Genomic DNA, 18,910 nt, shown 5'->3' on the forward strand with positions numbered 1-18,910 from the left:
GGCTTCCGCGGGACGGGTGCATCAGGCCACGATGTCCGAGACAGCTGCCTGGCCGACGGTGCTGACCAGGAAATCAGCCACGCCATGCCCGGAGAAGTCCACCGACAACAGGCTGTTGCCGCCCGAGGTCGACAACACCGCATCGCCCGCCGCCCCTGTGAAGGCGTTGACGAAATGCAGGCCCGCGCCCTGGGTGATGCCGGTCAGGTCGATCTTGTCCAGGCCGCTGGCAAAGTCGAGGATCTGGTCCGTGGCCCCTGGCCGCGAATCGGAACTGGCGGCGAACACAAAGGTGTCCGAGCCTGAACCACCCCACAGCTTGTCGGCGCCGCCAGCGCCCCAGAGGATGTCATTGCCGGCACCGCCCTTGAGCTCGTTGGCGATAGCGTTGCCGATCAACAGGTCGCTGCCCGAGCCGCCAATGGCGTTTTCGATGACCGCGCCCTTGGCGATGGACACGTTGCCCACCATGCCGCCCACGTCGGAAAACGAGGCGTCGTTGAGGTTGATTTTCTGGTTCTGGGTGAAGCCGGAAAAGTCCAGGGTGTCGCGACCGCCCGCGTCCCATACCGAGAACACCACCTTGTCCGAAGACGAAGAGGCGCTGAGGAAATCCCGACCGGCATTGGAGTTGAAGCCGTAAGTGGTATCGCCGGTGCGGGTGGTGGTGTTGGCGCCGTAGAGTTTCTGGATGGCCGCGATGTCGTCCATCAGCGGACCCGAGGAGTAGGCTTCGACCCCGCCCTTGCTGAAGTTCTGGCTGGTATTGCTCTCACTCCAGTAGCTCATGACGCTGTAGCCGCGAGTGTCCTGGCCGTAAGTGGCGTCATCGTAGGTCGGGCTGCCTTCGCCGGCGTTGTAGTCGCCAGGGTGCGCCAGGCCCAAGGTGTGACCGATTTCGTGGGTCAGGGTCTGGCGGCCGTAGTTGTTCAGGTCCGGATTCTTGTTCTGGGTGTAGCTGCTGTTGATCAGGTACCACGAGGTACCGTCATAACCGGCGCCGGTGCCGGGCAAGTAAGCAAATGCCGCTGCGCCATCCTGGCCGCCGCTGTAGTTGCCAAAGGTCATGTGTCCGTCACCGCCGCTGGCCTTTTCGGTGAAGGTGACGTTGGCCACGTCCGCCCAGGATTGCATGGCCAGCGCCGCCTGGCCTTTCTGTTGGGCGCTGAACTGGCTGAACCCACTGATCCCATGCTTGTTCATGGTGCTGGAGGAAGCGGACGTCAGGAACGTATAGGTCAGCTCGATCTTGCCGCTGCCGTCCCGGTCCTGGTAGGCCGCGCCGTCGCGCAGCAATTGCGTGGCCGCCTGGTCGACGGAGTACGACGGCTTGCCGTTGACGGTCAGGTTGCCGCCCCGATCGTATTGATGGCTGAAACTATTGATCTGGTTGAACGCGTTACTGGACGCAGCCAATGATTGCGGGGCCCAAAGCAGTTGTTCGGAGGAATCAATAGCGCTGTTTTTGACTTTCGACATAAACACACTTCCTTGTTTGCAAATGGAACAGTTTTTGTCAGACAGACAATCTCTGGCGAGATCGTCCTATCACTCGCCCAATGAGGACGTAAGAAACCTGACACAATTGGAAATCAAACGTCTAGCAGTTTTTTTGACCCGCCCGTTTGCGCAAATCGCTGCTCTTCGTAATTGATACGGCTTGGCCCCGTTAATGCGGGCGCGCGAATGATTACGCTGCGGATTGTCGGACAAAACTCTATTTAAATATTAAATATCGATAACTAGCCGTCTCGCCACGATATGTGCGATTTACCAACTAAGTGCCAGTGAAGTGCTATTAATTAATATCTACTAAAAGGGCGTTAGCCGCGTGCACATACTTCCCGCAGGCAGCTGCGCAACCAGCGATGCACCGGGTCGGCGTCCATCCGCGGGTGCCAGAGCATGGCAATCGTGAATTGCGGCAGGGCGAACGGCAGCGCAAAGCTGTGCATGCCGATACGCAGGCTGGTGGTGTAGCGTTCGGGCACGCTGGCGATCAGGTCACTGGAGCGGGCAAGTCCCAGCGCTGAAGAAAAGCCCGGGACGGTGGTAAGCATGCGCCGCGACAGGTTCAACAGCGCCAAGGCATCGTCGATAGGCCCTTGATCCAGCCCACGCATCGAGACGCCGATGTGTTCGCCTGCTGCGTAATCGGCAGCACTCACCGCAGCCTGGCTCAATGGATGTCCTGCGCGCACCACACCGATCAGCCGGTCGCCGAACAACGCCTGGGTTCGCAGCTCCGGGCGGGTGTCCTTGTCCACCACAGCGGTTTCCAGGTCCACGGCGCCCTCGCGCAGCGCCGTGCTGTCCTTGTTGGTCTTTTCCACGAAACGCAACCGCACGCCAGGCGCTTGCTGGTTGATACGGGCAATCAGGTCAATGGCGAAGTTCTCCACGAATCCCTCCCGGGTGCGCAGCGTGAAGGTTCGGTTCAACCGTCCCAGGTCCGGCGCCTGCACCGGGCGCAGTAGCGCCTGGGCGTCCTGCACCAACTGGCTGACCTGTTCGCGCAACTCAAGCGCGCGTGGGGTCGGCACCAATCCGCGCCCGGCCCGTACCAGCAGGGGATCGCCGGTGGTTTCGCGCAACCGCGCCAGCGCCCGGCTCATCGCTGACGGACTGAGCTGCAACCGCTGGGCGGCCCGGGCCACACTGCCCTCAGCCAGCAGCACATCGAGGGTGATCAACAAATTGAGGTCGGGTGCGGACATGGCTGGGCCCTAATGAGAGATGGCGTTAGTTGCAACTATAACCTGCAAATGCTGCGCCTTCCGCCATGTCATGCCCGGGTGTAACGTTTCGGCAGCTTTTTCCAGAACCGCAGCCGTAGACAGGTACCCCTCACATGAAGCCCAACAACACGGAACATCGCCCGATGGTCGCCACGCGCGCTGACCTGCCCTCTTCCGCACGCTGGTCGCTGGCGAGCCTGGCTTTGTCGACGCTGCTGGCATCCCTGGGAGCCAGTGTCACCGCCGTGGGGCTGCCAATGCTGGCCGAGGCGTTCGATGCCTCGTTCCAACGCGTCCAATGGGTGGTCCTGGCCTATTTGCTGGCTATCACCACGCTGATTGTCAGCGTCGGTCGCTTGGGCGACCTGATGGGCCGGCGCAAGCTGCTGCTGGCCGGAATTACGCTGTTCACCCTGGCATCGGCACTTTGTGGCGTGGCGCCTTCGCTTGGACTGTTGATCGCCGGGCGTGCGCTGCAAGGCCTGGGCGCCGCCATCATGATGACGTTGACGCTGGCCTTGGTCAGCGAAACGGTGCCGCAGGAAAAGACCGGTAGCGCGATGGGATTGCTGGCAACGCTGTCGGCGGTGGGCACCGCCCTTGGGCCCTCTTTCGGCGGCGCCTTGATCAGCGGGTTTGGCTGGCAGGCGCTGTTCCTGGTCAACGTTCCCCTCGGGCTATTGACGTTGTGGCTGGCCTGGCGATCGTTGCCGGCCGGACAAGCATCGGTGAAGGTCGAGAGAGCCCGCTTCGATATCACCGGTACTTTGTTGCTGGCCGTGACCCTGGCCGCCTATGCCTTGGCCATGACTACCGGGCGCGGGCACTTTGGCGGAACGAACCTGGCACTGTTGCTGGCGGCGATCCTGGGCGGCGGGCTGTTCGTCCTGGCCCAGGCTCGGTCAGTGTCGCCGTTGATCCCCTTGGGGATGTTTCGGGACCGCTTGCTGGTTTCGGGCCTGGCGACGAGCGCCCTGGTTGCAACGGTGATGATGGCCACCTTACTGGTCGGGCCCTTCTACTTGTCCATCGCCTTGGGGTTACCTGCGGCGCTCGTGGGGCTGGTGCTGGCGGCCGGACCATCCGTCGCTGCGCTTGCCGGCGTACCGGCCGGACGCCTGGCGGATCGTTTCGGCGTGCGCCCCATGCGCATCGTCGGGCTGGCGACCATGGTCTCGGGCTGCCTGATGCTCTCGCTGGTGTCACCGGCCCTTGGCGTCGGCGGCTACATCAGCGCTATCGTGGTGACGACCCTCGGCTACGCCTTCTTCCAGACCGCCAATAATACGGCTGTCATGGCAGAGCTGCCCGCCCAACGGCGGGGCGTTATCGCCGGGCTGCTCAACCTGTCGCGCAACCTGGGCTTCTTCACCGGGGCATCGGTACTGGGCGCGGTGTTCGCCAGTGCGCTGGGGACGAATGACCTTGGCAGCGCTTCTGCACAGGCGGTGGCGGAAGGCTTGCACACGGCTTTCGCCGTCGCCTTGGGGTTGATGGTCCTGGCGTTGGTCATTGCCGTTAAATACCGCGTGCAAGGACCGCTGGTTGAGCCCTCTGAAACCGCCTCTGACAGATGATGGCGTTCTGGGCATGATTGCTGAAGCGATGATGCAGATCAAAAAAAGCGGAACCAATCGCAAAACGGAATGAAAAAATCCACATGACTTTCATTTTCCGGTGCTATTTTTAGTTTTCACTGGTGGAGCCATGATGGCTCTTCCTTCCTGACATGAGCAAAAGGAAACGCTCGATTGAAGAAGGCGGGCAACACATGAATAAAGGATCTTTCAGCAAGGTTACGTTCCCCAACGCCTGCCAGTTGATGCGCTGGCACTTCCATCCCATGGGATTCGAAGCCAGCATGGACGCGCCAGGCAGTATGGTTGCCCGGCTGTTTGACCGTGCCAGCGGCGAAACCATGATCGCCATAGCCGGCATCCCCTGCGCGACCGTGATGAACGCTCCCGATGTGGAACGCATCATCGAAGCGGTGGAAGCCGAATTGGAGTCCTTCGTGCCGCCGGTGGGTTTGCGACGGTTTGCCTCCTGATAAACACCTCTACATTTTGCGCATCGCTGCCCGCGTCAGGGCAGCGATCCTCCGATGACAAGGGAAATTGCTCCCACCGGGCTGCATGGCAGCCCTTTTTTATGGGCGCTTATCCGTTGCGAGTACGTCGATGGTCGGCGAAGAACGGTTTGCCCGTTCCGATACGGTCCGACGCCTTGGGAGCATTGGCAGCCTGGCTATCCTGGCCATCAACGTACCAATAACAGTGCTGCACGGCGCGGGTAATACCCACGTATGCCAGGCGCAGGATCTCGTCTTTCTGCGCAGCGTCGTAGGGTTGCGCATCTCCCACCTGGCCCAGCCCGGCCATCCGATAAACCTGATTCTTGTAGGGCGAGGTGGTCAGGTGTTGGCAATCGCCCAACAAGAATACGGCATCGGCTTGCAGCCCTTTGGCGCTGTGAAAGGTCATTTGCCTGATGCGTCGTGCAGCATATGGCAAGTTAGAATCTACATTAAGTGTTGGTTGAATATATTTTTCAATCAATGACTTATCGCTGCTTTTTCGATACAGCATCAAGATCGAATCGCCGTTGCGATAGTGTGCGTCCAGCCGCTGGGCCAGCCCTTCGTCGTCCCGATCCAGCACGTTGACCGGACTCAACGAGCGAGCCTGGCCAGCAGCCTTGGCCTTCTTGCCTGGGATTGCCGCGGCAGCCCGCACGATATGTTCGGCCGCATCAATGATGTGCTGGTGACTGCGGTAGTTGTCGGTCAGCATCACCCGGGTTGTCGCCGGCGACGGGAATTGCTTGTCGAACGCCATGAAGTAGCTGGGTGAGCTACCGCGCCAGCCATAGATCGACTGCCAGTCATCACCGACACACAACAACGAAGAGCACTGGGCGCCGCGCCCCACATGCATCGCTGGACCACGGCTGCGCACTTCTCGAAGACTGGCTCGCAGCCAGGAAACGATTTGCGGCGAAACGTCCTGGAACTCATCGATCATCAGGTGCGACAGCGGCCGGAGCAGCGCGTCGCCGAGCAACTTGAAGTTTTCCGGCGAATGCTCGCTGAACAACGCGAACATACGATTATAGGTCATGACCGGCGGTGACTGATCGAGCAAGTGGTCTTCGAATGCCCGCCAATAACGGCTCAACGCCTCGAAAAAGAACCGATCCGGGTCGTCCTGGGCGAAAGACATCCGGCCCACCGCATCCGGCACATCCAGGCCAAGGTTCTCGATAAAGCCTGCCGCCGCTACAAAACAGTCCAGCAAGGGCGCCGAGCCCAGCTCGCCCTTTACTTTGTAATCGAACCCTGGCCCTGCGCTCGCATCGCCCGCCAGGGAAGCCAGGACACGTTTTGATGCCTCATAGCTTTCTGTCCATATCAATGGCTTACGACAGAAAGCTTGAAACAGGGTGCGCTTTACCGCCCACTCCGCACGGATACTCAACTTCGCGCCCGGCCGGCTCAGCCGGGCATCTTCCCTGGGGTCGAAGCCCAGCATGACCCAGGCGTCCAGCGACGGAACGTAGCCGTGGCAATGAAACGTCGAACCGTTGATCTCGAACCGTTGCCGCTTCGCCTCGATGCCTTTGATCGGCCAGGCGCCGGCGCGCCGCCACTGGTCTTCGATGGCGTCGCACAGTTCCTCGTCGCGCTGGGCCGCCAGTTCGGTCACGGCGACCCGTTTTTGCACGTCCGGGTGGTCGCGCTCCAGCTCCTTGAGTTGCAGGGCGTGCCGGGACAACGGCTTGATCAGCTCACGGAAGCGCTCATCCCGCTGGTAAAGACTGTGATAGCACGCGTTGAGCTGCTGGCGCTGGGCATCGTTGATGCGCAAGTCGAATGGGTTGCCGGGGCTATCGTCATCGCCCGTTTCAGCGCGATGGCTAAGGGTTTCAAACGCCTGCAACCGCTCAAACCCGGGCAGGCTGCGGACCATGGGCAGGATGCGCGAGTGAAAGGTGCGGACCAGATCGCGGGCTTCCTTGAGGCTGACCGTGCGCCCCCACAAGCCAAACACGTCGATCAGTTTCTGGATGAAATCCTTGCGCGACTCCCGGGTAAACGTCACCACGGTCATCGAGTCCAACTCGAACCCCAAGTAATGCACCAGCAGCACAATGCGCAGCACCAGGGTCGTGGATTTTCCCGCGCCTGCCCCGGCAACCACCGATGTCGACGGCGTGTCGCTGAAAATCATTTTCCATTGCGCAGCGCTGGGCTGCGCCTCTGCCGGCAACAACCTGGCAACGTCCGCCCGGATGCGCTTTTTCAACGGGGCAGTCAAAGGCAGGCGCCAATCATCGAACAACAGGTCGTCTACCTGCGGCGCCGGATGCTCGGTACTGCGCGAGTCGCGAATCAGCAGGACCTGGCGGCCCTCTTCAAGACCTTCAGCCCGACCTTCCTTATAGCCATAGTCAAAACCGGCGCTATGACCGCTGCGAAAGCCATCGGCCTGGCCGTGCAGCCAAGAGGCTCGATGCTGGGCTCGCAGGCGTGTGAGGCCATGGCCGAAAAAACGCGCGGCCAGGCGCTTGAACAATGGCATCTGGGCCAGGGGCAAAAGCTCGGGGGGAAGATCGGGAGTGTGTTGCGCCACGCTTGGGACTCCGGTGTTCTGAATCATGGCGGCTATGGTGTCTGTATTTGCCGCCAGGTTCCAGCCAAAAGCTTTGCTGTCAGTGAGTTAGGCGATGAAGTGAAAGTTGGATAGCGGTTTTATATCTAGATAACCGATAGCTTTGACGCGGTTTTTACGCTTTTTATCGATGTGTTCCTCGCTGAAAATGCCCTCCATCACACCCTATTCACTCATTTGCAAAAGGACACGATCATGCTCGAACTCAGGCCTTTCGCTTCCCTGGGCGCCGCCAATCACGGCTGGTTGGACGCGCACCACCATTTCTCGTTCGCCGAATACTACGACCCACAGCGTATGAACTGGGGCAACCTGAGGGTATGGAACGATGATGTCATCGCTGCCGGCAGCGGTTTTCCGCAGCATCCGCACCGGGACATGGAAATCATCACCTATGTGCGCGAAGGTGCGATCACCCACCAGGACAACTTGGGCAACAAGGGCCGTACCGAGGCGGGCGATGTGCAGGTCATGAGCGCCGGCACCGGCATTGCCCACAGTGAATACAACCTCGAGTCGACGGCCACGCGCATATTCCAGATATGGATCATTCCCAACGAGGCAGGCTTGGCGCCGTCCTGGGGGGCCAAGCCGTTTCCCAAGGGTTTGCGCGAAGGCTTCGTGACCCTCGCCAGCGGTAAGGCCGGCGACGATGAAAGCCTGCGCATCCGCGCCGATGCGCGATTGGTAGCGGCCAATCTGAAGGCAGGAGAAACAGCTGAGTACGTGCTGGATGAAGGACGTCGCGCCTATCTTGTTCCGGCTACAGGATCGATAGAAATCAATGGGTTACGAGCACAAGCTCGAGACGGTGTTGCGATTGAAGCCGAAAGGACATTGCGAGTTACCGCCATTGAAGACAGCGAAATCGTCCTCGTGGATCTGGCGTAGCACTGTGCAGGCCGTGTGGCGTTGCGCGGCAACCGCCTGTTTTCAGGCGACTGCCGCGCAACCGAGCGGGAGCAAGCTCCCTCGCCACGGGTTTGTCAGGCGCCGGAAATAGCGCCGTCCACCAGGGTTTGCGCCTCGTCCACCAGTTGCTTGAGGTGCGCATCGCCGAGGAAACTTTCGGCGTAGATCTTGTAGATGTCCTCGGTACCGGACGGACGCGCGGCGAACCAGCCGTTTTCGGTCATCACCTTCAAGCCGCCGATGGCTTGGTCGTTGCCGGGTGCGTGGCTGAGGATGTTCTGGATCTTTTCCCCGGCCAGCTCGGTGGACGCCACCTGATCAGGCGCCAACTTGCTCAATAGCGCCTTCTGCTGTGGACTGGCCTTGGCATCGACGCGCACCGAGAACGGTTCGCCCAGCTCATCGGTCAGGGCTCGGTAGGCCTGGCTTGGATCGCGACCAGTACGTGCAGTCATCTCTGCCGCAAGCAAGGCTGGAATCAGGCCGTCCTTGTCAGTGCTCCAGACGCCGCCATCCTTGCGCAGGAACGAAGCACCGGCACTTTCTTCGCCACCAAAGCCCAAGGAGCCATCGAACAGGCCGTCGGCAAACCATTTGAAACCTACCGGTACTTCATAGAGGCGACGGCCCAGGCGCTTGGCGACGCGATCAATCAGGCCGCTGCTGACCACCGTCTTGCCCACGGCCGCATCGGCGCGCCATTGCGGACGGTTCTGGAACAGATAATCGATGGACACCGCCAGGTAGTTGTTCGGCGCCAGCAGGCCGCCGGATGGCGTCACGATGCCGTGGCGGTCATGGTCCGGATCGCAGGCAAAGGCCACGTCAAAACGCTCCTTCAGGCCAATCAACCCTTGCATTGCGTGGCTGGAGGACGGGTCCATGCGGATCTGGCCGTCCCAGTCCACGGTCATGAAGCGAAAGGTGGCGTCCACATGGGTGTTCACCACTTCCAGGTCCAGGCGGTAATGTTCGGCAATGGCCGGCCAGTAGCGCACCCCTGCACCGCCCAGGGGATCGACGCCCAGATGCAGCCCCGCGCCTCGAATGGCATCGAAATCAATGACGTTGATCAGGTCCGCCACGTATGTATTGACGTAGTCATGGCGGTGGGTGGTATCGGCCTTCAGTGCCTGCTCGTAGCTGATACGCTTGACCCCTGCCAGTTGGTTGGCCAGCAGTTCGTTGGCCTTGGCTTCGATCCACTTGGTGATGTGGGTATCGGCGGGGCCGCCGTTGGTGGGGTTGTACTTGTAGCCGCCGCTTTGCGGTGGGTTGTGGGACGGCGTGATGACGATACCGTCCGCCAGGCCCGTGGTGCGGCCACGGTTATAGCAAAGAATGGCGTGGGAAACCGCAGGCGTCGGGGTGTACTCGTCGCCCTCGGCGATCATCACGGTCACGCCGTTGGCCGCGAACACCTCCAGTGCGCTGGTGCCCGCCGGGGTCGACAGCGCGTGGGTGTCGATACCGATGAACAGCGGACCGGTGATGCCCTGGGCTTCACGGTAGAGGCAGATCGCCTGGCTGATAGCCAGCACGTGCCACTCGTTGAAGCCCAGGTCAAAGGAGCTGCCACGATGACCGGAAGTGCCGAACGCCACACGCTGGGTTGCCACCGAGGCATCGGGTCGGCCGGTGTAGTAGGCCGTCACCAGTCGCGGGATATCGATCAACAACTCTGCCGGTGCCGGCTTGCCCGCAAATGGACTGACTGTCATGCAAAACCTCTGGATAGTGGCTCGGGAAATGGGATGCAGTTTACTGACAGTTCGACCATGGCGCGACGGGTTCGATCCATTTCGGTCCGTTACGATTGTTCGAGCCTCAGGGCATCCGCCAACGCGCAAATTACGGCGTCAAGATCATGCGCCCCATCCAGGGCATGTGTCAGGCGCAAGTGCTGCCCATACAGCCCCTGAAGGCTGAACAGTTCTCCCGGCGCGATGACGATTCGCTGGGCCAGCAACCGATGGAAAACCCGGCGCAGCTCAACCCGCCGCGTCGAGCGCATCCAGATCGTCGCACCGCCCTGGGGCTCAGCCCATTGCAGGCTGTCACCCAACCTCTCGCGCAGCAGTTGCGTGGCTGATGCCGCGCTTTCCCGCAGCAGGCGCCGCAGAACCAATAAATGCTGGTCGATCCGGCCGTTGCTGTACAAGCGGGCAATGGCTTTTTGCCGAATCGGCGACAGACGAAACGCGCGCAGCAGGAAATGTCGCTGCAGGTGCAGGGTCAACTGGCGCGATAGCACGTAGCCATACGGTGCCTCTGGCCCGATGGTTTTTTCGAAGGTGGAGTAGACGATCAACCGATCCGGGTCGAGCAAGTCCCGAAAAGGCGTAACGCCGGTATCGAATGCCAGGTCCGTATGGCTGTCGTTCTCCAGCACCCAGGTGCCGTGGCGCTCCAGTAATTGCGCCACGGCGCGTCGGTTGTCTTCAGGAACCAACGTCCCCCTGGGCATGTTCAGGGATGAAGACAGCACGGCCAGGCGCACCGTTTCGCTTAGCAGCAGTTGCTCCATCTGCTCGATATCGATCTGCCCGCCCGACTGCAGCGGCAGCTCGATGACGTGGACATCGGCTGTCTGCAGCAAGCGCAAGACCGTCCAATCACAGGGCGACTCGATCAGCACCGTGGCGCCCCTGAGGGCCAGCACGGCGATCAGGATGTCCAGGACACCCCTCAGATCGGCGCCGATATAGACGTCATCGGCATTCCAGCAGCGCGCCGGCGAGGAGGTGTAGCGGGCTGCCAGCGCGGTGCGCAGCTCCAGCTCGCCCCAAGGCTGCGAGGGCGCTTGCGAGGAGCGTGGGTACTGGCGCAACAACTCCCGTTCGAGCAACAGCAAAGGGCTGTCCAGCGGCTGCATCGCCGCCGGTTCATCTGCACTGAGCACCCGCATGCCCGGACGCCGCGCATTGACGTACAGGGTTTCGAGCAAGTCATCCCCGCCGCCCAGAGTCGCAACACTCGGCACCGGTAGCGCGTAATAGCCGGACTTGGCAATCGAATAGACCCGCCCTTCTTTCTCCAGCAACGAATAGGCGTACTGAATGGTTGAAATCGACACATTCAAACGCTCGGCCAATTGGCGCAGCGATGGCAGGCGCACCCGGGCATCTGCCCCCAGCTCGTTGATCAGCGTGGTCAGGTACCGATAAACCGCCTGGTAGGCGAAGTCTGTCTCCCGGCAACCTTTCATGGGGTCAGGCCCGGAAATCGGGGTGCGGCCGGCCACCTTACAACGGCAGGAGCAACAACCGGATAGGGGCGGGAGAAGGCCGTCAAACCGCGCGCCTCAGTGCCGTACCGAGCGTTCGCACGGACCATCGCCGCCCTGCCCGGCTTCTGTGCTGTCGTCACGGTCGATGGCGCGCTGCAGGTCAGTCGCCGGGGCCGTATCAGGCTGTTCCGGCAACGCAATGCTGGATCCGTACAGCTTGACGAGGATTTCGATGGGCAGGCCGCTGACTTCGACCATCCACTGCGCCACCTGGTCAGCGATGGTCGCCCCCTGCATGGCCTTGTGCAGGTCCGGCATGGCCACCAGCATGCCGGGGTGACAGCAACGCAGGAAATGCTCCAGGCCAGCACCTTGCGCCACGAAGGGGGCAAACAGCATGCACACCAACTGTGTTTCGTTGAGCCCCAGGACCTTATGCGCGTGAAGCGCGGCCTGTGCACGACGCTCGGGGATCGACACAGGCGAGCCGAAGAGCGTCCGGGCCTGTTCGCAGGCGTGCTCCGGCAAACGCTTGCGATGCATGATCATGATCGCCCGCTGTACATAGTCCCCGTAGCCGGTTTCGTAGCTGCGCCCTTGAATGTAACAAGCATGCAGGCCATGCAAATGAGCCGCCAGAAGCGGATTGAGGTACTCATTCTCACGCGCCGATGGAATGAGTCTATCGGTCCGCACCCTCAGGAATTCGTTGAACAGCGGCCAATTCGTGCCTTCGGAACGAACAACCAGCAGATCGTCGATACCGATAAAGCCCACGCGACGACATGCCTCGAAATGACCCTCGGGCTGCCACGGCGCGATGCGCTCTGGACCATAGAAATGCCCATAGGGGTCGCTGCCCAAGCTATCAAGGTGCGCAAAAAGGCCTTCGAAGCTCCCCGTACTGTCGGTGACCAGGCCGATCTTGCGGGTCGCGCGCTGGAGCCCTGACATGAATTGCCTCTGCTTGCGCGGCGTATCGCTGCTGACCAGCGAATCCACACCGGACTCCCAGCGGGCCATATGCCGATAGAACTCCGCCATCGCCAGATAGCCTTCATCCCCGAGTTCCAGAAGGCTGTCTGCCGAGCGCAGGTGCCCCAGTGTAAGCATGTCCATCCGATTGGCTTCGTACCCCGCCGCTGACAGAGGTTGCTTGTGATTGAACGGCACCACTTCCCGATTATCGGCCATCAGCAATTCGACCCGGGGATCGTCGTAGACAAACAGCGCGCTGTAGCAGCGGTGGATGTTTTCCAGCGTCGCCTGGGTGGTTTCGCTCAGGCGGGGCGTGGCGACGCGCAAGGCGAACGTCACCGGATTCCTGCCGGCAATGCTCAACTGCGCGGCCCGCAAAGCGGTCAGGACGTAGAAGCCTTCCCGACTGCCGTTCTGAACGGTCAGCACACGATAATCCCCGATCCGCTCGATGCCGCCGGCGGCGACAATCAAGCGCTGGATCAAAAGCTGCAACGCGGTACGTTCCGCCCGGGAATAAAAACCAGACAGTCGTTGCAGTATCTGTTGATACACGTGGTTCATTGCTTGCTCATGGATTGCAGTCATAACCGTTTACCTGGAAATTCGAATATCGGTGTCGCACCGCACCAACGTGACAACGCGACGTGTTGGCCTGATGGATTGTTTTAGTACTGCAGAGAGTATTGGCAGCAGAATCAAACTTTGCTTGCCGTAATTATTTGATACATATGCACTAAGTCTGCCTGCAGTTTTTATCTACATCACTTAAGCCACTGATATTGCTGGCGTTACCCACCTGTTTTACGCGTCCTAGGAGAATTCCGACAACGTCCCACAGACAATGAGTACAAGAAATAAAGAACCTGCCGAACATCGATTGGTGCTCTGCCCCGCCCGGTCTTCCCCATGGTCGATAGACCGCCTTGTACCAAGTAACGCTCGATGCGCCTTCAATGTGTCCTGAAGGATCAAGCTGTTCAAAAAAGTTATACCGCGCCACGACTTCTTCCTTGAGATGGAAATCAGCCTTCAATTATCAGGACTTAAACAATGATTAGAAGATACAGATTAAGGACAAAAACCAGTTCAGATGTTCGAGGGCAAACGGAAGGAGTCTCGACGAAGAGACAGGCCAGTCGCAGGGGCGCAGCAGGACGCGGGCGCACCGCCGCCAGGCGGAAGATCAGGAGCGGGCAAAGGATGGCCGATCAGGCCGAAGGCGGCGCAAGAGCCCAGGAACAATGACTCTTGCGCAGGGACAGGTATCAGGCGGTTTCGACAACCTGCAGGGCGACACGCTCCCGGCACGGGCATTCGCCCATGTAGCGGTGCGCTTCGACAAACTCGGCGAACGGGAAGACCCGAGTCTTGAGTGGCAACAGCACGCGATCAGCGGTCAATTGGTTGATATCGCGCAATGCGCGTTGCAGCGCCACCTGGTCCTGGATGATCCCCAATTCCGGCTTGCCGGTGAAGTTGCCGATGCAGTGCACAAAGAACTGAATGTTCTTCTGGAACGCCGCGCAGGCCGGAAAAGGTGTCTGGTTGCCGCCTTGCAAGCCATACAGCACCAGGCTGCCACGGGGGGCCAGGACATCACCGAGCAAAGACATCTGCGGCCCGCCAAGGCCATCGAAGACCACATCGACGCCACGGTTGTCGGTGAGCTTGTTGATTTGCATCAGCAAGTCCTGCTCTTCGGTGACGATGACTTTTTCGGCACCTAGCGACAACAGATATTCACGCTCGTCAGCCGTCTTGGTGGCTGCGATCACCCGTACACCCAAGGCCTTGCCCAACTGGACAAAGGAAGGCCCGGCGCAATGACTGGCATCGGTGACCAAGGCGAACTGCCCGGGTTTGACCCGCGCCAGGTCCATGTAGGCGAAGTAGGCAATCAACAGCGGTGTGTAATGCACCGCGGCTTCGATCGGGCTGAGCACATCGGGATACCGGGTCAGGGCGGTGCGTGGCAGTACGATAACCTCGCCGTAGACCGGATAATCGTTCGGGCTTTCGGCCGGAAAGCTGGCGACCTTGTCGCCCACGGCCAGGTCGTCGACGCCGTCGCCGACGGCCGTGACCACGCCGGCCATTTCATGGCCCAGGCCCGAAGGCAGGCGTGCCTGGGACGACGCCAGGTTCTGGCGCCACAAGGTGTCGTACCAACTGATGCCGATCGCTTCGACACGGACCTGCACTTCTCCTGGCGCAGGAAGAGCCGCCGCATGCTCTTCGCATTTGAGCACCTCGGCACCACCAAACTTGTGAAAACGGATCGTGCGGGACATCGCAAACCTCGTCAAAGTAACCTCTAATGCCATGAACTCTATCCGGGCTTTGTACCCAAGACCATCAGTGGCTATTAATAGTCGACATGCCTGTCATTGATTCCGCAGTAGGAAAAACGAATCAGTCCTGTAGGACTCAACCTCAAAAAAGCTGAATTAGCCGGTGCAGAGTACCAGCCTTTCCCCGTAAGATTCATGCCGGCCATTGTTGCCATATGGCCGCTCACGTCAAGTTTCCCGAATCTGCCAGGACCCCAGATGAATCGTAATGACCTGCGGCGTGTCGACCTGAACCTGTTGATCGTGTTCGAAACATTGATGCATGAACGCAGTGTGACCCGGGCGGCCGAGAAATTGTTCCTTGGCCAACCGGCCATCAGCGCCGCGCTGTCACGCCTGCGCAGCCTGTTCGATGACCCACTGTTCGTACGCACGGGCAGAAGCATGGAGCCCACGGCCCGGGCGGTCGAGATCTTCGCCCTGCTCTCTCCGGCGCTGGATTCGATTTCCACGGCGGTCAGCCGCGCGGCGGAATTCGACCCGGCCACCAGCACCTCGGTGTTTCGCATCGGCCTGTCGGACGATGCCGAGTTCGCCCTGCTGCCGATGCTGCTCAAGCGCCTGCGCGCCGAAGCCCCAGGCATTGTGCTGGTGGTTCGCCGAGTCAATTACATCCTGATGCCCGGCTTGCTGGCCTCCGGTGAAATATCCATTGGGGTCAGCTATACCGACGATTTGCCGGCCAACGCCAAGCGCAAGGTCCTGCGGCGCAGCATGCCCAAGGTGCTGCGAGCCGACACCGCACCGGGACGCCTTAGCCTGGATGAGTTCTGCGCCCGCCCCCACGCACTGGTGTCCTTCGCCGGTGACTTGAGCGGCTTCATCGACGAAGAGCTGGAAAAACTCGACCGCAAGCGCCACGTGGTGCTGGCCGTGCCGCAATTCAATGGCTTGAGCACGCTGCTGTCAGGCACCGACATCATCGCAACGGTGCCCGACTACACCGCCGACGCCCTGACCGCCGCCGGCGGCGTGCGCGCTGAAGACCCGCCCATACCGGTGCGCAGCTTCGAACTGCACATGGCCTGGCGCGGATCCCAGGACAACGACCCGGGCGAGCGCTGGTTGCGTTCGCGGATTCAGATGTTTTTTGGCGATCCTGAGAGTCTTTAGGTGTCGTTGGGCAGGCTGTTTATCTGATCATTTCTGGCTTTTCATAGCCATGGAGATCCATCCACTTCCAGTGGATTGCTACATTGGGGGCGCATCTGAGAGCATGCTTTGAATGGTTTGAAAAGGATGCCCCCAGCCTAATGCCCATTCAGAATGTCGCGGCGTATTGCCTGCCCCATTGAGCTGACTCTGGCGCCATGATGAGATTGGATAACCACCTATCTTTCAACTGACCGGCGGCGATGGATATCCCTGATAGACGTAAGAGAAACGCCATGCTGAGCGCTGAGTGGCACTTCAGCGAGCAACTGATTGGGCGACAGTTGCAATGTCAGGATCTGTTGCTTCAGCCGTTCGTAGAGACCTTGCTCGCTATTCACGACAACTCCGTCGGTTGCTTGCCTGCTCGCCCCACCCCTTTACAGCCTCGAAATTGCCCCAGTCCCCGCGACTGGGGCGATAAGGCCGTCACGCCCTCTGCAGCACTCAGGAGGCGTCGATCCAGATGGTTTTTATCTCGGTGTATTGGTCGTGCGCCCAGATGGATTTGTCCCGCCCACCGAACCCCGACTCCTTGTAACCACCGAAGGGTGTAGACGCATCCCCCTCTCCAAAACAGTTGACGGTCACAATGCCGGCGCGGATGCCGCGTGAGAGCTTCAGCGCATTACGCAGGTTGCCGGTATACGCCGACGCTGCCAAACCATAGGCCGTATCGTTGGCCAGTTTGATGGCTTCATCAAGGGTATTGAAGGTGGTGACACTTAGCACAGGGCCGAAAATTTCCTCTTGGAACAGGCGACTGCTACGCCCTACTCCGTCCAGGATGGTCGGCTCTACGAAGATATTGTCAACAGTATTGCCGCCCGCCAGAACAGTCAGCTTTTCGTCCTTGGCATGCTCGATGTAGGACCGCACTTTCTCAAAATGCGCTTTGCTGACCATTGAACCCAAGCGGTTGTCCGGGTCAAGTGGGTCGCCCATTTTCCAGTCTTTGAGGTGCACCTGAATACGCTCAAGCAACGCTTCCTTGATATCGGTATGAACGAGCAGGCGCGAAGACGCCGAACAGTTTTCGCCCATGTTCCAAAAGGCACCGTTCACCACATGCTGCGCGACTTGGTCAATATCCTCGGCATCATTCATCACCACCGCTGGGTTTTTGCCGCCACATTCCAGCACGATGCGCTTGAGGTTGGATTCACTGGAGTACTTGAGGAAAATCCGGCCCGTATCGGTCGAGCCGGTAAAGCTGACCATGGCCACGTCACCATGCCGGCCCAACGGTTCACCTGCCTCCTTGCCGCCACCAGGCACCACATTGAACACGCCGGCGGGAACACCGGCCTGATACGCCAGCTCAGCGACACGCAGCGCGCTCAGCGAGGTTTCCTTTGCTGGCTTGACCACGATCGAGCAACCTGCGGCCAACGACGGACCGATTTTCCAGGCGAGCATCAGCAGCGGAAAATTCCACGGCAGCACCAGGCCCACTACGCCGATGGGCTCGCGTACCACCATAGTCACAGCGCCCGAACCCACCGGCGCGGTAGCGTCGTAGATCTTGTCGATCAGTTCGGCGTGCCAACGCAGCGTGTGGATTGTCTCTGGTACATCAACGTTCTGGCACTCGCGGATGGGTTTGCCGCTGTCCAGGCTTTCAAGTACCGCCAGTTCGTGCGAGTTGTCTTCCAACAACTGGGCAAAACGCAGCAGCACGCTTTTACGTACAGCAGGTGAAAGACCCTGCCAGCGTGCATCCTCAAACGCTGCCTTGGCAGCCGCCACCGCCACGTCTACGTCCTCGGCATCACAGGCCGAAATCTCGGCCAGTACGTCACCGGTGGCCGGGTTGGTGGTGGTGAACGTACGGCCTGATTTCGCGCTGCGAAACTGGCCGTCAATGAACGCCTGAGTGCGAAACTCAAGCTTGCCGGCCAGTTCGCGGTAGGCTTCTTTACTCAGCAAATCGGCCATTTCAAGCACCTCCCACAATGTGCGCAACGTTTTGTTTAAGCGTTTGGATCACCGCCCTCAGCGCCTGCTTCTCGGATTCTTCCAACGCTTGCAATGGCGCGCGGACACCACCGGCACGCAAGCCAATCAGCTCACTGCCATGCTTGATCGATTGCACAAACTTGCCGCCTTCAAGAAAGTCCATCAACGGCAGCAGGGCCGACATGATGCGGCGGCCTTTGTCGAAGTCCTTTTCAATCACGCAGGCTTCATACAGCGCAACGTGTTCGCGAGGAATGAAATTGGAGCCGGCGCATACCCAGCTGCGAGCGCCCCAGGCGAAGAACTCCAGGGCTTGATCATCCCAACCGCACGAGATCTGGATCGAAGGATGGGCGCAGGCCAGGCGATGCAGGCGATTCATTTCCCCGGAGCTTTCTTTGATTGCTTCAATGTTTTTGCACTGCGCAATCGCTTCGAAGAACTCATCCCCCATCGCCACCCCCATACGCGCCGGGTAGTTGTAGAGCATGATGGGGAGGCCTGCTGCCTTGTCTACCGCCAGCACATGGGCGGCGATTTCTTTTTGGGTGGGCAAGGCATAAGGCGGCGAACCCACCAGGATCGCATCTGCCTTGATCGCTTTCGCTTGCTCAGCGAAATACACCGAATCCTCGGTTCTGATCCCGCCGGTGCCGACAACCAGCGGCAGACGACCTTGCAGGACACTCTTCGCACGTTCAGCCACCGCCAGACGCTCAGCAGGCGTATGAGCGTAATACTCGCCCGTGGAGCCGCCGATAATGATGCCGTGAACCTTGGACTCGACCAGGTATTCAAGCACTTCATCAAAGACCGAGTAATCAACTTGACCATCCGAAGAGAGCGGAGTTATCGCGGGGGTAAAAATGCCGTCAAAGTTCATGCTGTTTTCTCCAGTAATTCCAAGGGTTGATCCAG

14 protein-coding genes are annotated in these 18,910 nt (G+C 60.0%); 4 read left to right on the forward strand and 10 right to left on the reverse strand.

Annotation, left to right across the window (positions count from 1 at the left end; all coding sequences use genetic code 11):
- Positions 1 to 21: 21 nt before the first annotated feature.
- Both PFLQ2_RS13925 and PFLQ2_RS13920 read right to left on the reverse strand, forming a co-directional pair.
- Complete coding sequence (locus PFLQ2_RS13925; protein WP_003181819.1) at positions 22 to 1,479, reverse strand: serralysin family metalloprotease; 1,458 nt, start codon at positions 1,477 to 1,479, stop codon at positions 22 to 24.
- Between the two features lie 344 nt (positions 1,480 to 1,823).
- Complete coding sequence (locus PFLQ2_RS13920; protein WP_003181821.1) at positions 1,824 to 2,717, reverse strand: LysR family transcriptional regulator; 894 nt, start codon at positions 2,715 to 2,717, stop codon at positions 1,824 to 1,826.
- A 134-nt stretch (positions 2,718 to 2,851) separates the two neighbouring features.
- Here PFLQ2_RS13920 and PFLQ2_RS13915 point away from each other — a divergent pair, with 134 nt between their 5' ends.
- Complete coding sequence (locus tag PFLQ2_RS13915; protein WP_003181823.1) at positions 2,852 to 4,315, forward strand: MFS transporter; 1,464 nt, start codon at positions 2,852 to 2,854, stop codon at positions 4,313 to 4,315.
- 194 nt (positions 4,316 to 4,509) lie between these two features.
- Complete coding sequence (locus PFLQ2_RS13910) at positions 4,510 to 4,788, forward strand: DUF1652 domain-containing protein (protein WP_003181824.1); 279 nt, start codon at positions 4,510 to 4,512, stop codon at positions 4,786 to 4,788.
- 109 nt (positions 4,789 to 4,897) lie between these two features.
- Here PFLQ2_RS13910 and PFLQ2_RS13905 read toward each other — a convergent pair whose 3' ends face one another.
- Positions 4,898 to 7,369, reverse strand: coding sequence for a UvrD-helicase domain-containing protein (locus PFLQ2_RS13905; protein ID WP_003181826.1), 2,472 nt, complete (start codon positions 7,367 to 7,369; stop codon positions 4,898 to 4,900).
- A gap of 234 nt (positions 7,370 to 7,603) precedes the next feature.
- On the opposite strand from PFLQ2_RS13905, the gene PFLQ2_RS13900 reads away from it, so the two are divergent.
- Complete coding sequence (locus PFLQ2_RS13900; protein WP_003181829.1) at positions 7,604 to 8,299, forward strand: pirin family protein; 696 nt, start codon at positions 7,604 to 7,606, stop codon at positions 8,297 to 8,299.
- Positions 8,300 to 8,394: 95 nt separating this feature from the next.
- Here the strand turns inward: PFLQ2_RS13900 and pgm are convergent, their stop codons facing one another.
- From pgm to PFLQ2_RS13880, 4 genes are all read right to left on the reverse strand, one after another.
- Positions 8,395 to 10,041: a phosphoglucomutase (alpha-D-glucose-1,6-bisphosphate-dependent) gene (gene pgm / locus PFLQ2_RS13895; RefSeq protein ID WP_003181831.1), complete on the reverse strand. Its 1,647-nt coding sequence runs from the start codon at positions 10,039 to 10,041 to the stop codon at positions 8,395 to 8,397.
- A gap of 89 nt (positions 10,042 to 10,130) precedes the next feature.
- On the reverse strand, positions 10,131 to 11,528 hold the full coding sequence (locus PFLQ2_RS13890; protein ID WP_003181834.1) for a PLP-dependent aminotransferase family protein: 1,398 nt from the start codon (positions 11,526 to 11,528) through the stop codon (positions 10,131 to 10,133).
- Positions 11,529 to 11,624: 96 nt separating this feature from the next.
- Positions 11,625 to 13,115, reverse strand: coding sequence for a hypothetical protein (locus PFLQ2_RS13885; RefSeq protein ID WP_003181836.1), 1,491 nt, complete (start codon positions 13,113 to 13,115; stop codon positions 11,625 to 11,627).
- A gap of 680 nt (positions 13,116 to 13,795) precedes the next feature.
- Positions 13,796 to 14,821 (reverse strand): zinc-dependent alcohol dehydrogenase family protein, encoded by a 1,026-nt coding sequence (locus PFLQ2_RS13880; protein WP_003181837.1) that lies wholly within the window; start codon positions 14,819 to 14,821, stop codon positions 13,796 to 13,798.
- Positions 14,822 to 15,079: 258 nt separating this feature from the next.
- On the opposite strand from PFLQ2_RS13880, the gene PFLQ2_RS13875 reads away from it, so the two are divergent.
- Entirely contained in the window at positions 15,080 to 15,994 is a 915-nt protein-coding gene (locus tag PFLQ2_RS13875; protein WP_003181839.1) for a LysR family transcriptional regulator, read from the forward strand.
- A 218-nt stretch (positions 15,995 to 16,212) separates the two neighbouring features.
- Here PFLQ2_RS13875 and PFLQ2_RS31000 read toward each other — a convergent pair whose 3' ends face one another.
- The 3 genes from PFLQ2_RS31000 to PFLQ2_RS13865 form a co-directional block, all read right to left on the reverse strand.
- Positions 16,213 to 16,374, reverse strand: a complete 162-nt coding sequence (locus PFLQ2_RS31000) for a GntR family transcriptional regulator (protein WP_083455151.1) — start codon at positions 16,372 to 16,374, stop codon at positions 16,213 to 16,215.
- A 106-nt stretch (positions 16,375 to 16,480) separates the two neighbouring features.
- Positions 16,481 to 17,971, reverse strand: a complete 1,491-nt coding sequence (locus tag PFLQ2_RS13870) for an aldehyde dehydrogenase (protein WP_003181840.1) — start codon at positions 17,969 to 17,971, stop codon at positions 16,481 to 16,483.
- Between the two features lies 1 nt (position 17,972).
- The gene (locus PFLQ2_RS13865; protein ID WP_003181843.1) at positions 17,973 to 18,875 is read right to left on the reverse strand and encodes a dihydrodipicolinate synthase family protein; all 903 of its coding nucleotides are present in this window, start codon (positions 18,873 to 18,875) and stop codon (positions 17,973 to 17,975) included.
- Positions 18,876 to 18,910 lie beyond the last annotated feature (35 nt).

Origin of the sequence: Pseudomonas fluorescens Q2-87, from assembly GCF_000281895.1 — a bacterium.
Lineage (GTDB): Bacteria > Pseudomonadota > Gammaproteobacteria > Pseudomonadales > Pseudomonadaceae > Aquipseudomonas > Aquipseudomonas fluorescens_S.

Bases quoted from the DNA above. Each gene is read 5' to 3' on its own strand.
- PFLQ2_RS13885 (WP_003181836.1), bottom strand. From the start codon at position 13,115: ATGACTGCAATCCATGAGCAAGCAATGAACCACGTGTATCAACAGATA.
- PFLQ2_RS13875 (WP_003181839.1), top strand. From the start codon at position 15,080: ATGAATCGTAATGACCTGCGGCGTGTCGACCTGAACCTGTTGATCGTG.
- PFLQ2_RS13865 (WP_003181843.1), bottom strand. From the start codon at position 18,875: ATGAACTTTGACGGCATTTTTACCCCCGCGATAACTCCGCTCTCTTCG.
- PFLQ2_RS13870 (WP_003181840.1), bottom strand. From the start codon at position 17,971: ATGGCCGATTTGCTGAGTAAAGAAGCCTACCGCGAACTGGCCGGCAAG.
- PFLQ2_RS13925 (WP_003181819.1), bottom strand. From the start codon at position 1,479: ATGTCGAAAGTCAAAAACAGCGCTATTGATTCCTCCGAACAACTGCTT.
- PFLQ2_RS13880 (WP_003181837.1), bottom strand. From the start codon at position 14,821: ATGTCCCGCACGATCCGTTTTCACAAGTTTGGTGGTGCCGAGGTGCTC.
- PFLQ2_RS13915 (WP_003181823.1), top strand. From the start codon at position 2,852: ATGAAGCCCAACAACACGGAACATCGCCCGATGGTCGCCACGCGCGCT.
- PFLQ2_RS13900 (WP_003181829.1), top strand. From the start codon at position 7,604: ATGCTCGAACTCAGGCCTTTCGCTTCCCTGGGCGCCGCCAATCACGGC.
- pgm (WP_003181831.1), bottom strand. From the start codon at position 10,041: ATGACAGTCAGTCCATTTGCGGGCAAGCCGGCACCGGCAGAGTTGTTG.
- PFLQ2_RS13890 (WP_003181834.1), bottom strand. From the start codon at position 11,528: ATGAAAGGTTGCCGGGAGACAGACTTCGCCTACCAGGCGGTTTATCGG.
- PFLQ2_RS13910 (WP_003181824.1), top strand. From the start codon at position 4,510: ATGAATAAAGGATCTTTCAGCAAGGTTACGTTCCCCAACGCCTGCCAG.
- PFLQ2_RS13920 (WP_003181821.1), bottom strand. From the start codon at position 2,717: ATGTCCGCACCCGACCTCAATTTGTTGATCACCCTCGATGTGCTGCTG.